This is a genomic window from Streptomyces sp. JNUCC 63 (assembly GCF_054366325.1).
This window is the reverse complement of sequence record NZ_CM135963.1, coordinates 2,810,810-2,835,471: the sequence shown is the minus strand read 5'-3', so window position 1 is coordinate 2,835,471 and position 24,662 is coordinate 2,810,810. Positions and strand designations below refer to the sequence as shown.

Here is a 24,662-nt window from a genome sequence, read left to right as displayed (position 1 = left end):
ACGCCGGGCAGCGGACGGTAACGGCACCAAGGGCGGTGAACGATGGGGCAGCGCAAGGACATCGACGGCTCAACAGGCGTCCCGACCTTCTACGGCAGCGAGTTGCGGTGGAAACGGGAGGAGGCCGGGCTGACGCTCTCGCAGTTGGTCGAGGGCAGCTTTTACGGTCCCAGCCACCTCAGTGAGATCGAACGGGGCGAGCGCCGGATGCCGGCGGAGCTGGCCCAGCACGTGGACCAGGTGCTGGGCACGGATGGCTTCTTCAAGCGCCGCTGCGAGGACGTGCGGAAGGCAAAGCGGCGAGGTCACGCGCGTTACTTCGAGCGGGTGCTGGAGGCGGAGAAGCACGCGGAGACCATCGAGGAGTGGTGCCCGACCCTGTTTCCGGGCCTGCTGCAGACGGAGGCGTACGCACGGGCGGTGGTGCGGTCGGCCCATCCGCTGGCGCCGGACGACGAGGTGGAGGAGAAGGTCGCCGCCCGCATGGCGCGGTCCCGTCTCTTCGAAGACAACCACAGGACGCCGGAGTACTGGGCGGTCCTTCCCGAGTCGCTGCTGCGCCAGCCGATCCTTCCGTTGGAGCAGGCGGCCGAACAGGTGGAGCGGATCGCGGCGCTGGCCGGGCGCCGCCGAATCGTTCCACAGATCCTTCCGTGGAACGGCGGGCCGCACCCCCTGATGCTCGGAACGGCAAAGATCATGACCTTCCCCGACGCCCCACCCCTGGTCTACACAGAGGCGCAGTACAGCGGGGACACCATCGACGATCCGGCCCTCGTGAAGCAGTACCGCAAGGCATACGATCGGCTCAGGGCCGCCGCACTGCCACCGGAGGCGTCCCTCGCCCTGATCGAGGAAGCGGCTGAGGATTACCGAAATGGCAAGCAACGGGATTGACTTGAGTAGCGCTATCTGGCGTAAAAGCAGTTACAGCAACGGCGACGGCGGGGATTGCGTCGAGGTCGCCGACGGCCTCATGGGCATCGTCCCCGTCCGCGACTCCAAGCTCCCCCGCGGCCCGTTCCTTACGGTCACGGCCCCCACCTGGGCGTCGTTCGTCACAGCCCTGAAGGGCGATCCCGCCCAGCGGACTTCGTAGGGCCGGCTCCGAACCCGGAAGTGGCCCTGACTGCCCGTGGCGGCATCGGGGCCACCTTCGCGTCGAAGTCCACTCGCTCGGCCCCGCGTGCCGCACCTGCAGCACCTGCACTGTCAGGATCGCCTTCTGGTCGGCTGTGCTGCTCCGCGGCAGCGTCAAATCCCGTGAAGGCTCAAGGCCACAGTTATCGCGCCGGAGTTGTTTCTGTTGCGGATGAGGATGCCAGAGACGTTACCGGGAAGTAACCTAGGGTGCTTGCTGAGAAGCCGGCTGTACGGGGAGAGCGTGATGGCTGACGGCGGGGAAGATCCGCAGGCAACCGCCGCTGTACTGGGGGCGGCTGCCGGCGTACTGGCAGCGTCAGGCATCGGACCGTTCGCGGGTGTCGGTGCCGCTATGGCCCAGGTGCTGCGCGTCGAAGGTGAGACGCTGACGACTTTCAAGAAGCGGGTGGACGACCTCCTGACTCAACTGGAGGAGTCGAAAGCCGCACCGCGCAGGATCGCGGAGGGTGCCCTGCCGTCCGGGCGGCTGGGCACCTTCGACGACGTCGGCGTGTTGCCGCTGCGGGTTTCTCGCAGGCGACTGCGCCTTCGGGGCCCGATCAGGTCGCTTGGCCGCATGAAGACAGGAACTACGGGGGGAGGCCCCAGGGCCCCGGCGTTTGCCTCGGATGTCTGGTTGATCATGTGATGCCGTAGAGGGCGAGGACGCGGTGGCGTTCGGTGTGGGCTCGGCGTCCGGCGGCGGTGTTGACGTACCCGGCGAGCTTGAGCGCGCCGCGGATCAGGTCGCGGACGGCGGCGAGCACGGCGGGCGTATTGCGGGTCCTGACCTGGGACTTGTCCTCGCCGAAGACGACATCACGCACCCAGTGGACGGTGTTCTCCACGGTCCAGTGCCCGCGGGCCCAGGCGGCGATCTCGGCCGCATCGGCCTGCTCGGCAGACAGGTCGGTGATGGCGTAGACGGTCTCCCTGGACCACTTCTTCGCCCCGTACAGGCGGCGTCTGCGCTGGATGCGCAGGACCTGGCGGGCGTGCAGGAAGAGCAGGCCGTCCACGGTGACGACCTGCACCAGGCGCTGCTCGCGGCGGCCGTGGCCGCGGGCGTCGTCACGGTGGATCACGGGGACCTCTTTCCAGGGCAGCCGGTGGAGTTGGCGCGCCTGACCGCGCTGGTTGTTCTTGATCGTGAGGAGGTAGTGGGCGCCGCGTTCGCGCAGGTAGGCGGCGTGGGCGTGCTGGGCGTGGAGGGCATCGGCGGTGATGACCGCCCCGGCGAGGTCGGCATCGTCGATCTGGTCGAGCAGGGGCTGGAACTCGGGGATTTCGTTCGTCTTCGCGCCGATCTCACGCGAGGCGAGGGTGATGCCGTCGTTGTGGCGGACCGCGGAGAGTACGAAAACCCGGCTGCCGTCACGGCGTCTTGCGCCGCGCAGGCACTTGCCGTCCACTGCGATCGCCCGGCGCCTGCGGCGCACCGGATCGGTCTGGGTGGCAGCCTGGTGAGCCCGGCGCTGTTCGCGTTCTTGGCCGCCGTCGGGCATCAGCGGTGCGGGAGTTGCGGGCTCGTCGGGGAGCAGGGACTTCAGGTAGGCGAACCCGGCCGCGCTGAGCTCGGCCGGATCGAGGCGTCCCAGCACGCCGCGCAGGGTCTTCTCGCTCGGCACCCGGTAGCGGCCCAGGAGCGGGTGGTAGGGCAGGCCGAAGGCGGCCAGTTCCTCGGGGGCCGCACGCCGGCACCACTCCGCTGCCGCGGTGATCGAGTCGTGGCCCGCGGGTGTCATCGCGCAGACCACCAGGGCCAGCAGAGAGGAGAGCCGGTAGCGCACCCCGCTGGCTCCGCGTGGATCGGTGAGCGACTCGAACTCCGCGACCAGGCTACGGACTTGATCCCGTGCGACACCCTCGCGCAGGGCTTCCAGGCGAGGCGCGGGGCAAGCGGGAACGGTGATGGGGGATGATGATGGGACGAACACGGCACCTTCGTGGATCTTGAAGCGTAGAGAACTCCATGATCCATAGGGGCCGTGTTCGCCTGCTCCCGGGGCCCGCCGCCGACATCAACCGGCCCAAGTTCGGACGAGCCGGGCAAACGCCGGGGCCCTGGGGGAGGCCCTGAGCTTGAGGTTTAACGTCGCTGGTCACTCGACCTGCTGAGATCAGCGAGATCCGGGCATGTGCAGGGCGGCCGTTCGCCACGCTTCGAGATGTCGAGTAACGAAGTGCGAGAGAACGGCCGCTGCCCATGAGTCTGCCCGTCGATCCGCCCACGTGCGAGGCGTTGGGCCTGTTGTCCCGCTTTCGGGTCGAGTTCTACGAGTGCCTGTACAGCCGCGCGGATGCGCTCTTCGAGCTCACCGACGCGGTGCTGTGCGCGGACGGGCCGGTGAAAACCCTGGTCGAGCTCTCCTTGGCGGCCGAGCACCGGCGGGGACATGGCGCGCTGTACGCCGCCCTGGACCGTGGCTGGCTGGAGCCGACACGGTTGCGCCGCACGCTGGCGGGCCTGCCGCTGCCGAAAGCAGCCGACGGACGGATCGTGCTCGCGGTGGACGTGTCGCACTGGCTGCGGCCCGACGCTCCCACCAGCGGCGAGCGGCTGTTCTGCCATGTCTACGGACGCGGCGACCGCAGCTCGGACCAGCTGGTGCCCGGCTGGCCCTACTCCTTCGTCGCGGCCCTGGAGTCCGGCCGCACCTCCTGGGTCGCGTTGCTGGACGCGGTCCGCCTGGGCCCGGCCGATGACGCGACCACCGTCACTGCCGCCCAACTCCGCGATGTCGTCGAGCGGTTGACGAGCGCAGGCCACTGGAGACCGGGCGATCCGGACATCCTGATCGTGATGGACTCCGGCTACGACGTCGCCTACCTGACCCACGCTCTCGCCGACCTGCCCGTCGTGCTGGTCGGGCGCCTGCGCTCGGACCGCGTCATGCTCCGCGACCCCGGCCCCGCCCGGTCGGGTCCCCGAGGCGGGCGTCCCCGTCGGCATGGCGGCGTCCTCACGTTCAAGAAGCCCGACAGCTGGCACGAGCCCGACGTCACGACCGCCACGGACACCACCCGCTACGGCACGGCCACCGCGACGGCCTGGGACCGGATGCACCCCCGGCTCACCCACCGCGGACCCTGGCTGAACCACGCCAAGGAAGAACTCCCCGTCCTGCACGGCACGCTGATCCGCCTGAAAGTCGAGCACCTGCCCGGTGACCGCGACCCGAAACCGGTCTGGCTGTGGTGCTCGGCCACCGCCGCCGCACCGGCGGATGTGGACCGCTGGTGGCAGTCGTTCCTCCGCCGCTTCGACCTGGAGCACACCTTCCGGCTGATGAAACAGACCCTGGGCTGGACCGCCCCGAAGGTCAGGAATCCCGACACGGCCGACCTGTGGACCTGGCTGATCATCGCCGCACACACCCAGCTCCGCCTCGCCCGGCCCCTCGCCGAGGACCTCCGCCGGCCCTGGGAACGGCCCGCGGAACCCCGCCGTCTCACCCCCGCCCGGGTCCGCCGGGGGTTTCGCAACGTCCGCGCGACAGCAGCCCGCCCGGCAAGCGCGCCGAAACCGTCCCGACCAGGCCCTGGACGGCCTCCGGGCTCGAAGAACAAGCAACGGGCCAGGCGCCACGACGTCGGCAAGACCGTCAAACGCGCCGAATCGATCAAGGAACACCAAGCCCAGCGAGGTTAAACGTCAAGCTGAGATGGCGTGGGACGAGTGGGAGCAGTTGAAGGCCGAGGCGCTGGCTCGTCGGCAGGACCAGATGCGGTTGAACAATGCTGCCGCTGCGAGCGGAGGCGGTGGTGGTGGCGAACCCGATTTCAGGACCAAAAGACTGGGCAGAAGGCCGCGGTCAAGGCCCTGGAAGACGTGCGACGTGGCACGGACAAGGTGGGCAGCCATGCTGACGAGTCCTCGTCCGCGGCGGTCCGGGAGTTCTCGGGCTGGGACACCGGCTCCGGCCTCAAGGATGCACATGCGGAGTGGGAGTTGCAGGTCAAGAGCCTCCAAGGGCGCCTGGCCAAGGACCAGGAGTCGCTGCAAGGGTCTCAACGCGACTTCCAGTACGTCGACTACGGCATCCGGAGCCGGATAGCGCAGATTGACGCCGGGCCCGATCCCCGGCATGGGGCATAGGAAACGGGGGGGCGGGGAGCGAACATGCTCAGCTATCAGGATGTGGTCACCGTAAGAATCGGTGTGCTGACCATGGCGGCCGCCGACTGGGACGCCATGGCCGACGGCTTCGAGGAGCTGGAGACGCTCTACAAGGGCAAAGTGGAGTCCGTTGCGAAGGACGGCATCTGGCGCGGTGTCAGTGTCGGCGCCGCGGAGGAGCAGTTGTCGGCCACGCGTCAGCAGTTGGCGCACGCGCAGACGGAGGCCCGCGCCATCGCCTCGCTTCTGCGGGATGCACATCAGCAGTTCTCCGAACTGATCGGCCGCGTCAAGGACCTGGTCGAGCAGGCGAAAAAGGACGAGATGTTCGTCAACAGCAAGGGTGAAGCGGTCTACGACTTCAGCAAACTCACTCCGATGCGGCACGACGAGGACTATCCCAAGTACGTGTCGCAGGCGAAGAGCGCCGAGGCTGCTTGGACGAAGAAGATCAAGGACGCCGTGCGGGCGGTCGACGACGCCGACCAGGGCGTCAAACTCGCGCTCCACGAGGCGGCCGGCATCAAGAGTTGGTTCGAGCGCGCGTTTGACCATGTCCTGGGGCAGGAACACACCTTCAACGGCTCCGCGGTCGGCGACATCGAGATCTACGAGGCCCGCGAGGCCAAGCGGTACGCGGACCAGATCCTGGCCGGCGACAAGCTGGGGGGGCGATGACCTGAAGGAGTGGCAGCGCCTCATGCGCGACAACTCCGGCAACCAGGTCTTCAGCCAGACCATGCTCGACTCCCTTGGCCCGGACAAGACCCTCAAACTGGCGAATAAAATCGGCGACCTGGCGTACTTTGACGACACCAAACACAAGAGCGCATACCTGCAGATCAACAGCGGCTTGTCCGACTCCCTGGCTACCGCAACACGCGTCCCCGACTTCAAGGGCGTGGACGGCAAGCACCTGCGCTTCGGATCCCGGGAGTACTACGACGCGTTCAACAACTGGGTGAGAACTGACGACGCGCGGTTCTACACCAAGTGGCGCGAAGCACTGCGGGAGCACGGTGACGACCCATATGATCTCAAGGTCGCAGGCGAAAAGGTCAATGTCATCGCCAAGGGCCACGACCAGCAAGTACGCGGCTATCAGAGCCTGGCCACACTGATGCAGCAGGGCTATGGCTACTCGCCGCAGTTTGTCGCCGATGTCACCGACGACATGATCTCCATGGAGAAGGATCACCCGGGTATCTGGAACCTCTACGGCGACTTCAGTGGCAAGGACCACGACGGCTGGTTCGCCAACGACCCCGTCGATGGCGTGCTCAAAGTCATGAGCCGTGATCCCGAAGCCGCCACCGGCTATCTCGATCCCGGTATGGACGGGGGTGACGCGGAGCATCGGGCCAACGACCGGCTGCGCTACTTGCTCGACCGGGACTCGGACTTTGTCAAGACCACGAGCTGGCGGGGCGCGGGTGGTAACACCGAGGTCGACACGGGCACGGTGGACGAGTCCGATGCCAGGCGGGGCCTCGGCGCTGCCATCGAGGCGGCCACCACAGGCAGAGTCCCAGGCAGTGACAACAAAGTGGACGGAACCCATACCGTGGAACAGGCCCGCATCATGCAGGACACCATCTCTCTGCTCGACCGTGGTGCCAAGGGCGACAGTATTGATGCGAATCTCCAGGGCTCGCTTGCTCGTTCCATCAGCACCTATGCGCCGGACACGCACAACATTCTTACCGAGGATGCGCATTACGACTACAACGGAGGGGGAGACGTCCGCTCCGACAAGGATGGTGGGCACATCAACGTCTCGAAGGAGACCCTGACGAGAGTCTTGCGCGGAGCATCCGACTCGGGAGGGAACTTCGCGATGCTGTACGAGGCCGAGCGTGCGCAGGCGGCCGAAGCCCTCGCATCCGCACCCGACTCTCCTGGGCGAGGCACGGAGAACTGGGACATCCGTGCTCGCGACGCCGGGAAGGGGATCGGTACCTTCAACGCTATCGGTTCGGACGTCATCCTCGACGACCAGGACGCGAAGAAGGAATGGGCCGACGACATGGCTAAGTACGTATACCATGCCGGCGGCGCCCCCATCACAATCATTCCCGGTGTCGGTGACGCGGCTCAGCGAGTACTCGACGCTGCCACTTACGAGTGGTCGAAGGACGTGAAGGCCGAGGCGGATCAGTTCGCCAAGAAAGAAACATCGGCTGATTTGGCTGCGAAGAGTCAGGGAACTCACGATCTCATCAATCAGTGGGCTGCCACCCGGGGCCTCGACTACAAGAACGACGCCATCGTCATCAATATGAGAGACGAGGCATCCCAGTCCTACATCACCTCTCGCACGGCCGCATTCGCCACACTCGGCAGGAACTGAACATGGCAAATGAATCATCGCGCGGCCTCAAGACGGCTGTTGCTGTCTCTGCGGCTTTCCTGCTCACGGCTGTCGGCGCCGGGACCCTGTACGCCACCGGAGCTTGGGACTCTTGGCAGGACGATCGCTCCCTCACCTCCGCTTGCCAGGGCCTGCTGGACTACTCGGAAGCCAGGGAGATGCTGGGCGCCGACCGGTTGCGAGCCGAGGGGGACGGCAACAAGGCCCGCTGTGAACTGAGCGATCCGGGTGCGGGTAAGGCCTCCCTGAACGTCCGTATTCAGCGCGATGCGGATGACGTGCGCCTTCTGTCACGACTGGATCGAGCCGACACTCATCAGGGCCAGAAGATGGTCACCCCTATGGGGAGCGGCTGGGCCGGTGTCCTCAACAGCGGCGATGAGAGTGCGCACGCCGCCGCGTGGCTTTCGTGTCAGAAACAGCAGGATGGCATGATCCTGGTGAGTGTTTCCGCCCAACGTAATGCAACCGGGGGTCCGTTCACCGCGCCGGAACAGGAAGCGCGACTGGCACGCGTCACCACGCAGACACTGGCCAACGCAGCCAAGAGGTGGGGGTGCGACGCGGAACTGGGCAGCCGCGTGGAGCAAGTTCCCGCCGGCTCGGTCAAGACCCTCAAGAAGTCGGGCGCTGCGACCGGCACGTGCAAGGGAGTCGGCAGCGCCACCTTTGAAGCCGCGGCAGACGGGTCGGCGCCGATTGAGGACTGCATCCTGGCAACCGATACGTCCGAGCGGCAGTTCCGGGTGTCTGCGTACTACGGGCCGTTCGTGAAGAGCGCACGGCTGGAGACAACCCGAGGCAAGGAACTCCTCGGAAAGTCAGGCGGATCGGACGGGCTGTATTGGACGACCGCGACCTGTGGCACGTCCATCGCCCTCTACAGCGTCGAACCGTTGGACAGCGGCAACGGGCTGGTGAAACCCCAGCCCGAGTCGGAATTGCAAGCCCTGAAGGTTTTTGCGAAACAGTCAGCGGAACGCCATGGATGTTCAGTGCCTGCCGGAATGAGTCGATCCTGATTCGGGAGTCGCAACAGAGCTGTTGAAGTCAAAGTTCCCTGGTGAGGAATTGAAATCGGTGTCGCGTGTCCGTCCCGACTTCTCCGCTGTCCGCATCGCCGGTTCTCCTCCGCGCCCGTCTCGTCGCCGTTCGGGTCCGTGCACGGTGCCGCACCGGCCCAAGTGGCCGGTGCGGCACCCGTGTGACGGCGGTTTCCCGGTCAGACGCCCAGGATGTTGTGCTCCGGGCCGAAGGGGAACTTGGTGATGTTCTCCGCGCCGTTCTCGGTGACGACCAGGATGTCGTGCTCGCGGTAGCCGCCGGCACCCGGCTCGCCCTCGGGCACCATGATCATCGGCTCCATGGAGACCACCATGTTCGGTTCGAGCACGGTGTCGATGTCCTCGCGGAGTTCGAGGCCGGCCTCACGGCCGTAGTAGTGGGACAGCACGCCGAAGGAGTGGCCGTAGCCGAAGGTGCGGTTCGGCAGCAGGCCGTGGCCGATGTAGATCTCGTTGAGGGTGTGGGCGATCTCGGCGCAGCTGATGCCCGGCTTGATCAGTTCCAGACCGCGGCGGTGGACCTCGACGTTGATCTCCCACAGCTGGAGCGAGCGGGCGTCGGGCTCGCCGTAGAAGAGGGTCCGCTCCAGGGCCGTGTAGTAGCCGGAGATCATCGGGAAGCAGTTGAGGCTGAGGATGTCGCCGCGCCGCACCTTGCGCGTGGTCGGCCAGTTGTGGGCGCCGTCGGTGTTGATGCCCGACTGGAACCACACCCAGGTGTCGCGGATCTCGGTGTGCGGGTAGGCACGGGCGATCTCGTGGACCATGGCGTTGGTGCCCGCGAGCGCCACCTCGTACTCCGCGACGCCCTCGTGGATGGCCTCGCGGATGGCCTCGCCGCCCAGGTCGCCGACGCGCGCGCCCTCCTTGATCAGGGCGATCTCCTCGTCCGACTTGACCATCCGCTGCCGCATGGCGGCCTGCGCGATGTCGGCGAACTCCGCGTCGGGGAAGGCCGCTTCGAACTTGCGCAGGGTGTCCAGCGGCAGGCTGTCGTGCTCGACGCCGATGCGGCGGGGCGAGACTCCCCGGCCCTTCAGCGTCTCCTTGATGACGTGGATGTAGTTGTCGCGGTGCCAGTCGGTGTAGACGACGTTGTCGCCGAAGGTGCGCCGCCACGGCATGCCGGCGTCGATGTTCGCGGAGACGGTGATCTGGTCGTCCGCGGTGACGATCAGCGCGTAGGGGCGGCCGAAGGAGGTGTAGAGGAAGTCGGAGTAGTACTTGATGTTGTGGTACGAGGTGAACAGGGTGACGTCGACTCCGGCCTCGGCCATCGCCTTGCGGAGCAGCGACAGCCGGCGCTCCATCTCGGCGTCGGAGAACGTCAGCCGCTCCTTCTCGCCGTTGCGGATCAGCTTCAGGCGCTCGAGCTCGGCAGCGGACATGGTTACTCCTTTTCCTCGGTGTGACGTGGGGCGAAGGGTGGCCGGTGGGTGGCCTGGTTCTCGTGGAGCGGCGCGTGTTCCCAAGCGTGAGGTTGCGTGTGCAGCAACTCTGTTGCCGACAGTAAGTCGAGCTCTGTGGTCCAGCAAGATGCTTGCCCATGATTTTTCTGAATCCGCATCTCTGTTGCGCACAAAGCAACGAGCCGCCGACTCGAGGTCGGCGGCTCGCTGGGCCGCGGAGGGCGGAGGGGGCCGGAGGGCGGAGGGGGCCGGAGGGTGGAGGAGGCTGACCGGTCCGCTCAGATCGCGTCGCGGATCGCCCGCTCGAAGCCCACGACATGGCTGCGCGCCAGCTCGGACGCCTTGTCGGGGTCGCCGTCGACGATGGCTCGCAGCAGCGGCCCGTGCTCGACGACGTGTCCCGCCATGCCCGGCAGCCGGTCCACGAACAGGCACCAGATGCGGGTGGCCAGGTTGTCGTAGCGGATGAGGGTGTCCTCGAAGTACGGGTTGTGGATCGCGGCGTAGATGGCCCGGTGCACCCGCAGGTCGAGACGCATCAGGGCGTCCGCGTCCTGCCCCGCGGTGTCCTCGCCCTCCAATTGCCGCAGCAGCGCGCCCAGCGCCTCGCGGTCGGCGGCGGTGGCGCGCTCGGCCGCGCGGGCCGCCGCCATGGGCTCCAGCTGGCGCCGGACCTCGGAGATGTGGGCGAGGTCGGTGATGTTGACCTCGGTGGCGAAGGTCCCGCGCCGCGGGTAGGCCACGATCAGCCGCTCGTGCTGCAGGCGCTTGAGGGCCTCGCGCACGGGCGTGCGCCCGAAGCCGACGCTCTGGGCGAGCAGATCCTCGTTCACCGGGGCGCCGGGCGGGATCTCCAGCATGATCAGGCGGTCGCGGATGTCGCGGTACGCGCGCTCGGCGAGGGTGAGTGTCTCCTCGCCGGCCACCGTCGAAGCCCGTTCCTGATTCATTTCGCCGCCCCCTTGACCCGTTCCGGTGGTGTGACCTACGTTACCGCACGTACTGATATATCAGTGCTGGTGCAGTCGCATATTAAGGTGGTGCCCACCATGGCAGCGAATCCGCCGATGACGGAGGACAGCGGCCTCCTCTCCCTCCCCCTGGCCGCGCTGGACCCCGAAATCGCCGCCGCCGTCTCCGAGGAACTCCGGCGCCAGCAGTCCACGCTCGAGATGATCGCGTCGGAGAACTTCGCGCCGACGGCCGTGATGCAGGCCCAGGGCTCGGTGCTGACGAACAAGTACGCCGAGGGCTACCCCGGCCGCCGCTACTACGGCGGCTGCGAACACGTCGACGTCGTCGAGCAGTTGGCCATCGACCGGGTCAAGAACCTGTTCGGCGCGGAGGCTGCCAACGTCCAGCCGCACTCCGGCGCCCAGGCCAACGCCGCCGCGATGTCCGCCCTCCTCGACCCCGGCGACACGATCCTCGGCCTGGACCTGGCGCACGGCGGTCACCTCACCCACGGCATGCGCATCAACTTCTCCGGCAAGCTCTACAAGGTGGTGCCCTACCACGTCCGCCAGTCCGACCTGCGCGTCGACATGGACGAGGTGGCGGAGCTGGCCCGCACCCACCGGCCGAAGCTGATCGTCGCCGGCTGGTCCGCCTACCCCCGCCGGCTGGACTTCGCCGCCTTCCGCCGCATCGCCGACGAGGTCGGCGCGTACCTCATGGTCGACATGGCACACTTCGCCGGACTGGTCGCGGCCGGCCTCCACCCCAGCCCCGTGCCGTACGCGGACGTCGTGACCACCACCACCCACAAGACCCTCGGCGGTCCCCGCGGCGGTGTGATCCTCAGCCGGGCCGGACTCGCCAAGAAGATCAACTCCGCGGTCTTCCCCGGCCAGCAGGGCGGCCCGCTCGAGCACGTCATCGCCGCCAAGGCGGTCGCCTTCAAGGTCGCGGCGAGCGAGGAGTTCAGGGAGCGCCAGCAGCGCACCCTGGACGGCGCCCGGATCCTCGCCGGACGGCTGCTCGCCGACGACGTCGCCGAGGCCGGGATCTCGGTCCTCACCGGCGGCACCGAGGTCCACCTGGTCCTGGTCGACCTGCGCGACTCCGCGCTGAACGGTCAGCAGGGCGAGGACCGGCTGCACCGCATCGGCATCACCGTCAACCGCAACGCCGTGCCGTTCGACCCCCGCCCGCCGATGGTCTCCTCCGGCCTGCGGATCGGCACCCCCGCCCTGGCCACCCGGGGCTTCGGGGCCGACGAGTTCCGCGAGGTCGCCGACATCATCGCGTGCGCCCTGAAGGAGGAGGACCTCACCGACGAGAGCGCCGGCCTGCTGCGCGGCCGGGTCACCGCGCTCGCCGAGAAGTTCCCGCTCTACGCCGACCGGACCGCCGAGACCGCCGACCGGACCGCCGAGACCGCCGACCCGACCGCACACGCCGATCAGAACGGAACCGCCGGATGACCGCCACGTCCCTCCCGGAGCACCCCGACTGGCTCTGGCGCACCCCCGAACCCCGCTCCTCCTACGACGTCGTCATCGTCGGCGCCGGAGGCCACGGCCTGGCCACCGCCTACTACCTCGCCAAGGTCCACGGCATCACCGACGTCGCCGTCCTGGAGAAGGGCTGGCTGGCCGGCGGCAACATGGCCCGCAACACCACCATCATCCGCTCCAACTACCTGTGGGACGAGAGCGCCGCCATCTACGAGCACGCCCTGAAGCTGTGGGAGGGGCTGCCCGAGGAGCTGGACTACGACTTCCTGTTCAGCCAGCGCGGCGTCCTCAACCTCGCGCACACCCTGCAGGACGTCCGCGAGGGCGTGCGCCGCGTCAACGCCAACCGCCTCAACGGAGTCGACGCCGAATGGCTCGACACCGAGGAGGTCGCCAAGATCTGCCCGATCCTCAACGTCTCGCCCACCACCCGCTACCCGGTCCTCGGCGGCACCTACCAGCCCCGTGCCGGCATCGCCAAGCACGACCACGTCGCCTGGGCCCTCGCCCGCCGGGCCGACGAGATGGGCGTCGACCTCATCCAGGGCTGCGAGGTCACCGGCTTCGTCAAGGACGGCGACCGGGTCGTCGGCGTCGAGACCAGCCGGGGCCGCATCCTCGCCGGCCGGGTCGGTCTCGCGGCCGCCGGACACAGCAGCGTCCTCGCCGAACTGGCCGGGTTCCGGCTGCCGGTGCAGTCGCACCCGCTGCAGGCGCTGGTCTCCGAACTGCATCAGCCGGTGCACCCCACCGTGGTCATGTCCAACCACGTGCACGTGTACGTCTCGCAGGCGCACAAGGGCGAGCTGGTGATGGGCGCAGGCGTCGACGCGTACAACGGCTACGGCCAGCGCGGCTCGTTCCACGTGATCGAGCACCAGATGGCCGCCGCCGTCGAGCTGTTCCCCGTCTTCGCCCGCGCCCACGTGCTGCGGACCTGGGGCGGCATCGTCGACGTCACCCCGGACGCCTCCCCGATCATCGGCACCACGCCGGTGGAGAACCTTTACGTCAACTGCGGCTGGGGCACCGGCGGTTTCAAGGCCACTCCGGCGGCCGGCTGGACCTTCGCCCACACCATCGCCACCGGCGAGCCGCACCCCCTGAACAAGCCCTTCGCCCTGGACCGCTTCACCACGGGCGCCCTGATCGACGAGCACGGCGCCGCGGCCGTGGCCCACTGAGAGGAGGACACCGTGCTGCTGCTGAACTGCCCCTGGTGCGGTCCGCGGGACGAGACCGAGTACCACTACGGGGGCCAGGCCCACATCCCCTTCCCCGAGGCCCCCGGGGACCTCACCGACGAGCAGTGGGCCGAGTACGTCTTCTACCGGGACAACCCCAAGGGCCCCTTCGCCGAGCGGTGGGTGCACTCCACGGGCTGCCGGCGCTGGTTCAACGTCGTACGCGACACCGTCACCTACGAAGTGCTCGCCGTCCACCGGCTCGACGAGCCCCGCCCCGAGATACCCGGCCTCCCCGGACTCTCCCCGCGCAGCGACCTTCGCCAGTCCGCCGATCCGGCCGGAGGGAACCGATGACCGACCAGGAATTCCGCCTGCCGCACGGTGGCCGCGTCGACCGCGACACCGTGCTGCGGTTCACCGTCGACGGCCGCGAGCTGACCGGCCACCCCGGTGACACCGTCGCCTCCGCCCTGCTGGCCAACGGTGTCGTCGAGGTCGGACCGTCCCTCTACCGGGGCCGCCCGCGCGGCATCGTCTCCGCCGGCGTCGAGGAGCCCAACGCCCTGCTCCAGCTCGACGGTCCGTGCTCCGAGAGCATGCTGCCCGCCACGACCGTCGAGCTGTACGACGGCCTGTCCGCCACGACCCTGTCCGGGATGGGCGAACTCGACCCGAACCCGGACCCGGCCGTCTACGACAAGAAGTACGTGCACACCGACGTCCTGATCGTCGGAGCGGGCCCGGCCGGACTCGCGGCCGCCGCCGCGGCGGCCGGCTCCGGCGCCCGGGTCATCCTCGTCGACGACCGGCCCGAGCCCGGCGGAACGCTGCTGTCCGGGCGCACCGAGACGGTCGGCGAGCAGACCGCCCTGGAGTGGGTCGCCGAAGTCCGCGCGGCTCTCAGGGCGGCCCCCGAGGCCGTCGTCCTGCCCCGCACCACCGCCTTCGGCTCCTACGACGACAACTACGTCCTGGCCCTGCAGCGGCGCACCGACCACCTCGGCGCCGACGCCCCCGACCCGTCCGAGGGCGTCTCGCGCCAGCGGCTGTGGCACATCCGGGCCCGCCAGGTGGTCCTGGCCACCGGCGCCCACGAGCGGCCGCTGGTGTTCGCGGGCAACGACCGCCCCGGCGTGATGCTCGCCTCCGCCGTCCGCTCCTACGTCAACCGCCACGCGGTGGCGCCCGGCTCCCGCACCGTCGTGAGCACCACCAACGACAGCGCCTACGACACGGTCGCCGACCTGCACGCGGCCGGCGTCGGGATCGCCGCCGTCGTCGACGCCCGCCCCGAGCTGTCCCGGCGGGCGGCCGAGGTCGCCGCGGCCACCGGCGTCAAGGTGCTGACCGGCAGCGCGGTGACCGACACCGCGGGCGAGCGCCGGCTCACCGGCGTCACCGTCCAGGCCCTCGACGACAGCGGCGAACTCACCGGCGAACCCGTCTCGTTCGACTGCGACCTGCTCGCCGTCTCGGGCGGCTGGAGCCCGGTGGTGCACCTGCACAGCCAGCGCCAGGGCAAGCTGCGCTGGGACGAGGACCTGGCCGCCTTCGTCCCCGACGGCACGGTGCGCGACCAGCACGTCGTCGGCGCGGCCCGGGGCACGTACGACCTCGACGGCGCGCTCGCCGAAGGGGCCCGGGCCGGTGCGCGGGCCGCCACGGACGCCGGGTTCCCGGTGTCCGTGCCGCCCGCGCCGGCCGGCGACGCCGGTGGCCGCGCCCCGGTGCGCGCGCTGTGGCTGGTGCCCGCACCCGCCAACGGCTCCGACGAGGGTCCCGGCAGCTGGGACACCCACTTCGTCGACCACCAGCGCGACGTCACCGTCGCCGACGTATGGCGGTCCACCGGCGCCGGCATGCGCAGCGTCGAGCACGTCAAGCGCTACACCTCGCTCGGCACCGCCAACGACCAGGGCAAGACCTCCGGCGTCAACGCGATCGGCGTGATCGCCGCCGCCCTCGGCGACGGCGCCTCCCCGGGCGAGATCGGCACCACCGCCTACCGGGCGCCGTACACCCCGGTGGCCTTCGCCGCCCTCGCCGGACGTGAGCGCGGCGACCTGTTCGACCCGGAGCGCACCACCTCGATCCACAGCTGGCACGTCGCCCACGGCGCGGAGTTCGAGGACGTCGGGCAGTGGAAGCGGCCGTGGTACTACCCCCAGGAGGGGGAGGACATGGACGCCGCTGTGGCGCGCGAGTGCCGTGCGGCCCGCGAGGGCGTCGCCTTCATGGACGCCTCCACCCTCGGCAAGATCGAGATCTGGGGCGCGGACGCGGGCGAGTTCCTCAACCGGATCTACACCAACGCCTTCAAGAAGCTCAAGCCCGGCTCCGCCCGCTACGGCGTGATGTGCAAGCCCGACGGCATGATCTTCGACGACGGCGTGACCCTGCGCCTCGACGAGAACCGCTACTTCATGACCACCACCACCGGCGGCGCCGCCGGCGTACTGGACTGGCTCGAGGAGTGGCTGCAGACCGAGTGGCCCGAACTCGACGTGCACTGCACCTCGGTGACCGAGCAGTGGACCACGATCGCCGTCGTCGGCCCCAAGTCACGCGAGGTCGTCGCCGGGCTCGCCCCCGACCTGGACCTGTCCAACGAGGCGTTCCCCTTCATGGCGTTCCGTGAGACCACCCTGGCCTCCGGCGTCCCCGCCCGCATCTGCCGGATCTCCTTCTCCGGCGAACTCGCCTACGAGATCAACGTCTCCGCCTGGTACGGCCTCGCCGTCTGGGAGCAGGTGCACGCGGCGGGCCGGCCGTACGGCATCACCCCCTACGGCACCGAGACCATGCACGTCCTGCGCGCCGAGAAGGGCTACGTCATCGTCGGCCAGGACACCGACGGGACCGTCACCCCGCACGACGCGGGCATGGCCTGGGCGGTCTCCAAGCAGAAGGACTTCATCGGCAAGCGCTCCTACGCCCGCGCCGACACCGCCCGCACCGACCGCAAGCACCTGGTCGGACTGCTGCCCGTCGACCGCAGCACCCGGCTGCCGGAGGGCTCCCAGATCGTCGCGCCGGACGTCCCCGTCACCCCGCAGGCCGGGCCGGTGCCGATGCTCGGCCACGTCACCTCCAGCTACCACAGCCAGGCGCTCGGCAGGCCGTTCGCCCTCGCGCTCGTCGCCGACGGACGCAACCGGATCGGCGAGACCCTGCTCGCCCCGGTCGGCGACGACCTGGTGCCCGTCCTGGTGGCCGACCCCGTCCTCTACGACCCCGAAGGGACCAAGCGAGATGGCTGAGCTGATCGACGCGGGACCGGCGGCGCTGCGCCGCAGCCCCCTCGCGCACCTTCAGGAGCGGATGCGCTCCGCCACCGTCACCGGCGAGCGCGGTGTGTCGCTGACCGAGTGGCCCTTCGTCACCATGGTGAGCCTGCGTGTCGACCCCGCCTCCGAGGCGGCCGGCCGCATCGGCTCGGCGCTCGGCGCGCCGCTGCCGGACCACTGCGGCCAGGCCGCCCAGGCCGGCCCGCACACCGCGGTGTGGCTCGGGCCCGACGAGTGGCTCGTCCTGTCCCGGAGCGACGGGCCGGCGCTCGTCGCCGAGCTGCTGGACGCGCTCGCCGGGGATCCGGGCTCGGTCGTCGACGTGTCGGCGAACCGGACCACGCTGGAGCTGAGCGGCCCCTCGGCCCGCCAGGTCCTTCAGAAGGGCTGCGCCCTGGACCTGCACCCCCGCTCCTTCGGGCCGGGCCGGGCGGTGTCCACGCAGGTCGGACCGGTCCCGGTGGTGCTCTGGCAGACCGACGGGACGACGTACCGGCTCTTCCCGCGGTCCTCGTTCGCCGACTACCTGGCCCGCTGGCTCATCGACGCGATGAGCGAGTTCCGGGGCGCCGAGGTGCCCTGATGGCCCTCAGCGTCCTCGACCTCCACCCGGTCGGCATCGGCCCCTCCTCCTCGCACGCGGTGGGGCCGACGCGGGCGGCCCGGCGCTTCGTCCGGCTGCTGGAGCGGGACGGGCTGCCGGGCGACGTGGCCGGCGTGGCGGAGCTGTACGGCTCGCTCGGCGCCACCGGCCGGGGACACGGCTCCGACAAGGCCGTCGTCCTCGGCCCGGAGGGCGAGGACCCGGCCACCGTCGACACCGACCGGTCCGGCGACCGGGTCGCGCAGGTCCGCGCCTACGGCACCCGGCGGCGGCTCGGCTACTGCCGGGCCAGCCCCGACTTCAGGCCCGCGCCGCACAGCGGCACCACCGCCGACTTGCCGCCGAGGGCTGTCTCCCGGATCGCCGCCCAGCAGACCACGCCCGTCGACTCGACGTAGAGGCCGCGGGAGGCCAGGTCCGTCTGGGCGTGGCGGATCTGGTCCTCCGTCACGGTGAGGAAGGTGCCGCCCGAGTCGCGTACCGCGCGCAGGATCTGGCGGGCGCGGGGCGGGCGGGGGACGGCGATGCCCTCGGCGTGGGTCGGGGCCACGGTGGTCGTACCCGTCAGATCCTCCGCGCCCTGCTCCCAGGCATGGGCGAGCGGGGCGACCGCCGCGGCCTGCACCGCCCACAGCGCCGGGCGCCGGTTCAGCAGACCGGCCTTGTACAGCTCGGCGATCGCCAGCGCGGCGCCCAGGAGCAGGGTGCCGTTGCCCACCGGCAGGACCAGGACCTCCGGCAGGCGCCCGCCGAGGTCCTCCCACAGTTCGTGGACGTAGGTCTTGGTGCCGTGCAGGAAGTACGGGTTGTAGACGTGCGAGGCGTAGAACGTGTCCGGCTCGTCCGCCGCCCGCCGCGCTGCCCGGCCCGCCGCCTCGCGGTCGCCGTCGACCACCTCCAGCCGGGCGCCGTGCGCCTCGATCTGCTCCAGCTTCTTCGCCGATGTGCCCAGCGGGACGTACACCGTGCAGGGCAGCCGCGCGCGGGCGCAGTACGCGGCGATCGCCGTGCCCGCGTTGCCGCTGCTGTCCGCGACCACCCGGCGCGGACCGGCGCGCAGCCCGACCTCGGCCAGCATCACCGCGCCCCGGTCCTTGAAGGACAGCGTCGGCATCAGGAAGTCCAGCTTCGCCGAGACCTCGTCGGTCAGCGCCACGAGCGGCGTGCGGCCCTCGCCGAGGGACACGGTGGGAGCCGGCAGGGGCAGCGTCTCGGCGTAACGCCACAGGGAGTTGACCCGTCCGGTGAGGGACTTCAGGGGCGCCGGGATGGGGGCGAAGTCGAGGTCCAGGGGGCCGTGGCAGGACGGACAGCACCAGGCGAGGGAGTCGCCGGGGACGCGGACGCCGTCCGTGGGGCAGTAACGATCCGGCAGAGGTGTCATGTCCGCAGGTTACGGGCGCTGTTCGCCGACGCTGCGTCATGAGCGCCGTACGACACGTCCGTCACCCCGCGCAAGGCTCTGGGGCGGGCCGTCCGTCCGCTGACCGGCGCAGAGGCGTGACGGCGGCCAGAGCGGGAAGAAAGTGCCTGGGTGCGACGCTCGGCTTCCAGAAGTCATCACATCGAGTGATTCTCTGGCCTTTGCTTGCAAGTACAACCCACGGTTGCCAGGCTGTTGCTGTCTGTACAACCTGATGGGAGCGGCCAGTGACTTTCGGTGAGCAGCCGGCGTATCTGCGTGTCGCGGGTGATCTCCGCAAGAAGATCGTCGACGGTCTGCTGCCACCGCACACCCGTCTGCCCTCCCAGGCCAGGATCCGCGAGGAGTACGGCGTCTCGGACACGGTCGCCCTCGAGGCCCGCAAGGTGCTGATGGCCGAGGGCCTGGTCGAGGGCCGCTCCGGCTCGGGGACGTACGTGCGCGAGCGGCCCGTGCCGCGCCGCGTCGCCCGCTCCGGATTCCGCCCGGCCGGCGGCGCGACCCCGTTCCGGCAGGAGCAGGCGGCCGTCGAGGCGCGCGGCACCTGGGAGTCCAGCAGTGCGCAGACCGAGGCGAGCGGCGCGGTCGCCGAGCGGCTCGGCATCAAACCCGGCGACCGCGTGATGCGCACCAGGTACGTGTTCCGGGACACCGGCGAGGCGATGATGCTCTCCACCTCCTGGGAGCCGCTCGCCCTCACCGGCCGCACCCCCGTGATGCTCCCCGAGGAGGGTCCGCTCGGCGGCATGGGCGTCGTCGAGCGCATGCGCGCCATCGACGTCATCGTCGACAACGTCACCGAGGAGGTCGGCGCCCGCCCCGGCCTCGCCGAGGAACTGCTCGTCCTCGGCGGCGTCCCCGGCCATGTGGTGGTGGTCGTCCAGCGCACTTTCTACGCCTCCGGTCGCCCCGTGGAGACGGCGGACGTCGTGATCCCCGCCGACCGCTACCGGGTGGCGTACCACCTGCCGGTGAAGTAGGTGCGTGCCGGGGCTGATGTCACCACCGGTGCGCTGATCCGCGCCGTGGTGCGCGCCCCCGGGACATCCGCTCCACGGGCCCGTCTTCCACGCCGCCCCGCGCGGGCGCTGTATTCCGGCCGTTTTCGCAGGTCGCCCCTGCGGTCGTGGTATGCCTCCGAGCGGACGTGCCGGGGCACTCGCAGGGCGCGTTCGCCTCCGTGCGCCCCAGAGGCGCGGTTCCCTTACTGGCCGGTTGCCTACCTCTTTGTGAAAAGTCGTATTCGCTGCGTGAAGGTTAGGCGTAGGCTCAGGCATATGCGGATCGCGGTTTCCTCGACGGGCGGGGTGCGGTGGGGGCCGGAGGCCGGGCGCGCAGGGGCGGGAAGGAGAAGTGGGACGCGATGAACGACGGCACGATCACCCTTCCCTGGCACGTCGTCCGCCAGGACGACAACGGCAATCGGTACAGCGTGGGCAGGTACGCCACCCGCGCCGAGGCCCAGAAGATCGCGGACAGCCTCGACGGCCCGGACACCCATCTGTACTGGGTCGAACGCGTCGGCCGGCACGGCGGCGGCGCGGGCGACGACTGACCTCCTTCGGGCGACGGCGACCCCTTCGCCGCCCTCGCCCCCGCTCCCGTAGGCTCCGGCGCATGACCGAACGGATCGTGGTGGTGGGCGCCGCCCTGCTCGACGGCGACCGCCTGCTCGCCGCCCGCCGCAGCGCGCCCCCCGAGCTGGCCGGACGCTGGGAGCTGCCCGGCGGCAAGGTGGAGCCCGGCGAACGTCCCGAGGGTGCCCTCGTGCGTGAGCTGCGCGAGGAGCTGGGCGTCGAGGCCGAGGTCGTCGAGCGGGTTCCGGGCAGCTGGCCGCTGAGGGCGCCGTACGAGCTGCGGGTGTGGACCGCGCGGCTGCGGCCCGGGTCCGCCGGGCCCGAGCCGCTGCAGGACCACGACGAGCTGCGCTGGCTCGCGCCGGCCGAGATCTGGACCGTTCCCTGGCTGGAGCAGGACGTACCCGCCGTACGGCAGATCCTCGCCCGCCTCGGTGCCGGTCCGCGGGCGTGAGGTGCACCCCGATCGGACCGTCAAAGTCCGCGTGGCACAGGAGGCGTAGGGCGCACCAGAGTGCGCCGACGTGGGCGGTACTGGTACCCGGATACCGGGTATGTGCCCATTAACCCCATGAAACCGGACATGGGTGGGCTCGCTGGCCTGGGAAGTGATCGGCGTGATCGACACCGATGGGCACGGCGCCGAGTGGACCTTTTCCGCGGATCCCGGCGCGGTGCGCACGGCCCGTGCCGCCGTCCGCGGCCAGTTGCGCAGCTGGGACCTCGAATCGCTCGGCGACACCGCGGCCCTGCTGGTGAGCGAACTGGTCACCAACTCCCTGCGGCATGCCACCGGTCCCATCGGCGTCCGGCTGCTGCGCCCCGTGGGCCTGCCGAGGGTGCTGCTCGTCGAGGTCTCCGACCCGTTGCCCGATCCGCCCCACGAGCGCCCGGCCCGCCCCGACGACGAGAGCGGGCGCGGCCTGCAACTGGTCGCCTCCGCCTCCCGCCGCTGGGGAACCCGGCCGGACGAAGGCGGCAAAACGGTCTGGTTCGAACTCGCGGTACCGGGGTGAGCAGGGGTGGCGCCGGGGTTGTACACGCCCGACGGCGCTGTCGAGCGACCACAGCGGGCCGGTGACGGTTGTGCGCGAGCGGGATTCGGCGGGGTCCTGCCTGGTTAGAAGACTGTTGGTGTTGTCGCAGGCCGGACCGAAAAGCATCGGGATGGTCCTGTGATCGTGAACACCGTGTTGCGCGGCGCCGTAGTGCTGGATACTGCGGGCAGCCGCACCCGGTGACCGGTGCCGGACGCGGTGAGCTGGAGGGGACGGTTCGCGTGAGCGAGATACCAGCGAAGGCCACGGAGTCCGAGGACCCGTCGGACGGCGCGAGGACGAAGTCCGCGGGCGGCGGCAGTGCCGAAGAGGCTCCGCCCGCGGACGCGATGTGGCAGAGCAGTCCGCCCGGCTCGATGTACGACTACATCAAGGTCGCCTCCTTCTCCATCGGCCCCGACGGCCTCGTCGACCAGTGGAGCCTGCGCGCCGAGCAGCTCTTCGGCATCCCCGCCGAACGCGCTGTCGGAATGGACCCCATCGAGGCCTTCGTCGACCCCGACCTGCGCGAACAGGGCCAGCGCAAGATGGCCGAGATCCTCGACGGGCGGGAGTGGACCGGCGTGGTCCCCTTCCGGGTCCCCGACGACGAGGCCGGACAGCGCGGCGAGGAGGGGCTCGCCGAGGTCTACGTGATGCCCACCCGGACGGCCGAGGGCGACAAGGCCGCCGTGTGCACCGTCGTCGACGTCCGCACCCTACGGCGTATCGAGACCGATCTCGCCGCCTCGCAGGCGATTTTCGGTCAATCCCCCTTCGGTTTCCTGTTCATCGACACCGACCTGAAGGTCCGTCGCGCCAACGAGCGGTTCGCGTCCATCTTCGGCGGCACGCCGGACGACCACCGCGGCAAGGGCGTGCACGACTACCTGCCGCGCGGCGAGGCCGAGCGGGTCGCCGCCACCCTGCGCCGGGTGCTGGGCAGCGGCGATGCCGTCACCGACCTGCACGTCACCGGCTTCGTGCCCGGCTCGGACGAGCGCCGCCACTGGTCCGTCAACCTCTACCGCGTCCACGGCGGAAGCGGCAGTCCCATCGGCATCGCCTGGCTCGGAATCGACATCACCGCCCGCCGCGCCGCCGCCCGCGAGGCCGCCGCCGCACGGCGCAATCTCGCCCTCCTCAACGACGCCGGCGCCCGCATCGGCAACTCCCTCGACCTGGAGACCACCGCGCGCCAGCTCCTCGACGTCGTGGTCCCCGGCTTCTGCGACCTGGCCACCGTCGACCTCTACCAGGGCCTGCTGGCCGGCGACGAGACCCCGCCCGGACTCGCCGACGGTAGCGCCGAACTGCGCCGCGTCGCCTTCGCCAGCGCCGTCTCCGACGCGCCGCTCAGCGGTACGGGGGCGTCCGTCGAGCTCGGCGCCGTCCACCACTACCCCTTCAACTCGCCCTGCGCGGACGCCCTGCGCACCGCCCGCCCGGTGACCGTGCCCGGCGAGGACGGCGGCCTGGTGCAGTCCACGCTGGCCGTTCCGATGGTCGCCCAGGACACCGTCGTAGGACTCGCGCAGTTCGCCCGGGCCAAGGGCAGCGAGCCGTTCGGCGAACGCGACCGCGCCCTCGCCGTGGAACTCGCCGCGCGCGCCGCCGTGAACATCGACAACGCCCGCCTGTACCGGCGCGAGCACGAACGCGCGCTGATACTGCAGCGCTCCCTGCTCCCGCCCGGCGACCCCGAGGCCTCCGGCCTCGACATCGCCTGCCGCTACCTGCCCGGCAGCGCGGCCACCGGCCGGCCCAGCGAGGTCGGCGGCGACTGGTTCGACGTCATCGAACTCCCCGGCCACCGCACCGCGTTGGTCGTCGGCGACGTCATGGGCCGCGGCCTGCGCGCCGCCGTCGCCATGGGTGAACTGCGCACGGCGGTGCGCACCCTGGCCCTGCTGGACCTCGAACCGGCCGAAGTCCTCTCCCAACTGGACGAGATCGCCCGCGGCCTGGGCGCCCCCGGCGGCGTCCAGCAGGCCACCCGCGCGGCCCGCCGTCCCCGAGAGGCCGACCTCTCCGAGGTGTACCTGGCGACGTGCATCTACGCGGTCTACGACTCGGTCACACGCCGGTGCACCTTCGCCAACGCGGGCCATCTGCCCCCCGTGCTGGTCGAACCCGGCGAGTCCGCCCTGATGCTGGACGTACCGCCCGGGATGCCACTCGGAGTGGGCGGCGAACCCTTCGAGGAGGTGGAGGTGGAACTTCCCGAGGGCGCCCTCCTCGCCCTCTACACGGACGGCCTGGTCGAATCCCGCGACCACCCCCTGGACGAGGGCCTGCAGGCCTTCGTCGGCGCCCTCACGGACCCGGCCCGCCCCCTGGAGGACGTGTGCGACCACGTCCTCAACACCCTCGACTCCCACCACCGCGAGGACGACATCGCGCTGCTGATGGCCCGTGTCCAGGGCCTGCCCACCGAGTCCGTCGGCGACTGGACCTTGCCGCGCGAACCCCGCAGCGTCGGCCGCGCCCGCGAGTACGCCCGCGCCCAGCTGACCGCCTGGGACCTCGAGCCGCTGGTCGACACCACCGAACTCCTCGTCAGCGAACTGGTCACCAACGCCCTGCGCTACGGCGAGGGCGAGATCAGGCTCCGTCTCCTCCTCGACCGCACCCTGGTCTGCGAGGTCTGGGACTCCGGCCTCGTCCAGCCCCGTCGCCGCCGCGCCCGCGACACCGACGAGGGCGGCCGCGGCCTCCAACTCGTCGGCCTCCTCAGCGCGGCCTGGGGCTCACGCCGCACCCCGCACGGCAAGACGGTCTGGTTCGAACTCCCGCTCCCGGACGGCGAGAACGTCCTCGCGGATCCGGCGGAGGCGCTGCTGAGTATGTTCTGACACAGCTGTTCTGTCCCGGGGCGGAGCGATTCTTCAGCGCGTCCACGAATGTGGTGAAGGCTCCGGCCGGGAAGGTGAGGGTGGCCCTGGCCGGTGTCCCGGACATGGCCCGCGTCCGCCTTCAGG

22 protein-coding genes and 1 pseudogene are annotated in these 24,662 nt (G+C 70.2%); 19 read left to right on the top strand and 4 right to left on the bottom strand.

Translation table 11 applies throughout. The annotated features are described in order from the left end of the window. Nucleotides 1-42: 42 nt before the first annotated feature. The 3 genes from ACX25U_RS12755 (at nucleotide 43) to ACX25U_RS12745 (ending at nucleotide 1,792) form a co-directional block, all read left to right on the top strand. Nucleotides 43-897, top strand: coding sequence for a helix-turn-helix domain-containing protein (locus tag ACX25U_RS12755; protein ID WP_454391630.1), 855 nt, complete (start codon nucleotides 43-45; stop codon nucleotides 895-897). Next, nucleotides 878-1,099, top strand: a complete 222-nt coding sequence (locus ACX25U_RS12750; protein WP_454391628.1) for a DUF397 domain-containing protein — start codon at nucleotides 878-880, stop codon at nucleotides 1,097-1,099. The genes ACX25U_RS12755 and ACX25U_RS12750 overlap by 20 nt, the downstream gene beginning before the upstream one ends. A 288-nt stretch (nucleotides 1,100-1,387) precedes the next feature. After that, nucleotides 1,388-1,792 carry a hypothetical protein gene (locus tag ACX25U_RS12745; protein WP_454391627.1) on the top strand — a complete coding sequence of 135 codons (405 nt, stop codon included), beginning with the start codon at nucleotides 1,388-1,390 and terminating at the stop codon, nucleotides 1,790-1,792. Here ACX25U_RS12745 and ACX25U_RS12740 read toward each other — a convergent pair. Next, nucleotides 1,785-3,080, bottom strand: coding sequence for an ISAs1 family transposase (locus tag ACX25U_RS12740; RefSeq protein WP_454391625.1), 1,296 nt, complete (start codon nucleotides 3,078-3,080; stop codon nucleotides 1,785-1,787). The two genes, ACX25U_RS12745 and ACX25U_RS12740, sit on opposite strands and share 8 nt — an antisense overlap. A gap of 269 nt (nucleotides 3,081-3,349) precedes the next feature. Here ACX25U_RS12740 and ACX25U_RS12735 point away from each other — a divergent pair, with 269 nt between their 5' ends. From ACX25U_RS12735 to ACX25U_RS12715, 5 genes are all read left to right on the top strand, one after another. Further along, complete coding sequence (locus ACX25U_RS12735) at nucleotides 3,350-4,795, top strand: NF041680 family putative transposase (RefSeq protein WP_454383905.1); 1,446 nt, start codon at nucleotides 3,350-3,352, stop codon at nucleotides 4,793-4,795. A gap of 180 nt (nucleotides 4,796-4,975) precedes the next feature. Next, nucleotides 4,976-5,242 (top strand): hypothetical protein, encoded by a 267-nt coding sequence (locus tag ACX25U_RS12730; protein WP_454391623.1) that lies wholly within the window; start codon nucleotides 4,976-4,978, stop codon nucleotides 5,240-5,242. Between the two features lie 24 nt (nucleotides 5,243-5,266). Next, the gene (locus ACX25U_RS12725; protein WP_454391621.1) at nucleotides 5,267-5,941 is read left to right on the top strand and encodes a hypothetical protein; all 675 of its coding nucleotides are present in this window, start codon (nucleotides 5,267-5,269) and stop codon (nucleotides 5,939-5,941) included. Between the two features lie 22 nt (nucleotides 5,942-5,963). Further along, nucleotides 5,964-7,613, top strand: coding sequence for a hypothetical protein (locus tag ACX25U_RS12720; RefSeq protein WP_454391619.1), 1,650 nt, complete (start codon nucleotides 5,964-5,966; stop codon nucleotides 7,611-7,613). Nucleotides 7,614-7,615: 2 nt separating this feature from the next. Then, nucleotides 7,616-8,656 (top strand): hypothetical protein, encoded by a 1,041-nt coding sequence (locus ACX25U_RS12715; protein ID WP_454391617.1) that lies wholly within the window; start codon nucleotides 7,616-7,618, stop codon nucleotides 8,654-8,656. Nucleotides 8,657-8,856: 200 nt separating this feature from the next. Here the strand turns inward: ACX25U_RS12715 and ACX25U_RS12710 are convergent, their stop codons facing one another. Both ACX25U_RS12710 and ACX25U_RS12705 read right to left on the bottom strand, forming a co-directional pair. Continuing rightward, nucleotides 8,857-10,086, bottom strand: coding sequence for an aminopeptidase P family protein (locus tag ACX25U_RS12710; RefSeq protein WP_454391615.1), 1,230 nt, complete (start codon nucleotides 10,084-10,086; stop codon nucleotides 8,857-8,859). A gap of 299 nt (nucleotides 10,087-10,385) precedes the next feature. After that, entirely contained in the window at nucleotides 10,386-11,057 is a 672-nt protein-coding gene (locus tag ACX25U_RS12705) for a GntR family transcriptional regulator (protein WP_454391613.1), read from the bottom strand. A 99-nt stretch (nucleotides 11,058-11,156) separates the two neighbouring features. Between ACX25U_RS12705 and glyA the strand changes: the two genes are divergently transcribed. From glyA to ACX25U_RS12675, 6 genes and pseudogenes are all read left to right on the top strand, one after another. Further along, a complete protein-coding gene (gene glyA / locus ACX25U_RS12700; protein WP_454391611.1) occupies nucleotides 11,157-12,533 on the top strand; it encodes a serine hydroxymethyltransferase in 1,377 nt (458 codons plus the stop codon). Further along, complete coding sequence (locus ACX25U_RS12695; protein ID WP_454391609.1) at nucleotides 12,530-13,750, top strand: sarcosine oxidase subunit beta family protein; 1,221 nt, start codon at nucleotides 12,530-12,532, stop codon at nucleotides 13,748-13,750. The genes glyA and ACX25U_RS12695 overlap by 4 nt, the downstream gene beginning before the upstream one ends. A gap of 12 nt (nucleotides 13,751-13,762) precedes the next feature. Beyond that, entirely contained in the window at nucleotides 13,763-14,107 is a 345-nt protein-coding gene (locus tag ACX25U_RS12690) for a sarcosine oxidase subunit delta (protein ID WP_454391607.1), read from the top strand. After that, a complete protein-coding gene (locus ACX25U_RS12685) occupies nucleotides 14,104-17,013 on the top strand; it encodes a sarcosine oxidase subunit alpha family protein (RefSeq protein ID WP_454391605.1) in 2,910 nt (969 codons plus the stop codon). The genes ACX25U_RS12690 and ACX25U_RS12685 overlap by 4 nt, the downstream gene beginning before the upstream one ends. Further along, nucleotides 17,006-17,623: a sarcosine oxidase subunit gamma gene (locus tag ACX25U_RS12680; RefSeq protein WP_454391604.1), complete on the top strand. Its 618-nt coding sequence runs from the start codon at nucleotides 17,006-17,008 to the stop codon at nucleotides 17,621-17,623. Before ACX25U_RS12685 ends, ACX25U_RS12680 begins: the two co-directional genes overlap by 8 nt. Then, nucleotides 17,623-17,889 (top strand): annotated as a pseudogene (locus ACX25U_RS12675) (serine dehydratase beta chain); the annotation flags it as partial. The gene ACX25U_RS12680 and the pseudogene ACX25U_RS12675, both read left to right, overlap by 1 nt. 32 nt (nucleotides 17,890-17,921) lie before the next feature. Here ACX25U_RS12675 and ACX25U_RS12670 read toward each other — a convergent pair. Next, the gene (locus tag ACX25U_RS12670) at nucleotides 17,922-19,028 is read right to left on the bottom strand and encodes a pyridoxal-phosphate dependent enzyme (protein ID WP_454391602.1); all 1,107 of its coding nucleotides are present in this window, start codon (nucleotides 19,026-19,028) and stop codon (nucleotides 17,922-17,924) included. Between the two features lie 266 nt (nucleotides 19,029-19,294). Between ACX25U_RS12670 and ACX25U_RS12665 the strand changes: the two genes are divergently transcribed. From ACX25U_RS12665 to ACX25U_RS12645, 5 genes are all read left to right on the top strand, one after another. Next, nucleotides 19,295-20,047, top strand: a complete 753-nt coding sequence (locus tag ACX25U_RS12665; protein WP_454391600.1) for a GntR family transcriptional regulator — start codon at nucleotides 19,295-19,297, stop codon at nucleotides 20,045-20,047. A gap of 383 nt (nucleotides 20,048-20,430) precedes the next feature. Next, nucleotides 20,431-20,622, top strand: coding sequence for an SPOR domain-containing protein (locus tag ACX25U_RS12660; protein WP_454391598.1), 192 nt, complete (start codon nucleotides 20,431-20,433; stop codon nucleotides 20,620-20,622). Between the two features lie 62 nt (nucleotides 20,623-20,684). Then, nucleotides 20,685-21,098 carry a (deoxy)nucleoside triphosphate pyrophosphohydrolase gene (locus tag ACX25U_RS12655; RefSeq protein WP_454391596.1) on the top strand — a complete coding sequence of 138 codons (414 nt, stop codon included), beginning with the start codon at nucleotides 20,685-20,687 and terminating at the stop codon, nucleotides 21,096-21,098. 133 nt (nucleotides 21,099-21,231) lie between these two features. Continuing rightward, nucleotides 21,232-21,660, top strand: coding sequence for an ATP-binding protein (locus ACX25U_RS12650; protein WP_454391594.1), 429 nt, complete (start codon nucleotides 21,232-21,234; stop codon nucleotides 21,658-21,660). Nucleotides 21,661-21,923: 263 nt separating this feature from the next. After that, nucleotides 21,924-24,536 (top strand): SpoIIE family protein phosphatase, encoded by a 2,613-nt coding sequence (locus ACX25U_RS12645; RefSeq protein ID WP_454391592.1) that lies wholly within the window; start codon nucleotides 21,924-21,926, stop codon nucleotides 24,534-24,536. Nucleotides 24,537-24,662 lie beyond the last annotated feature (126 nt).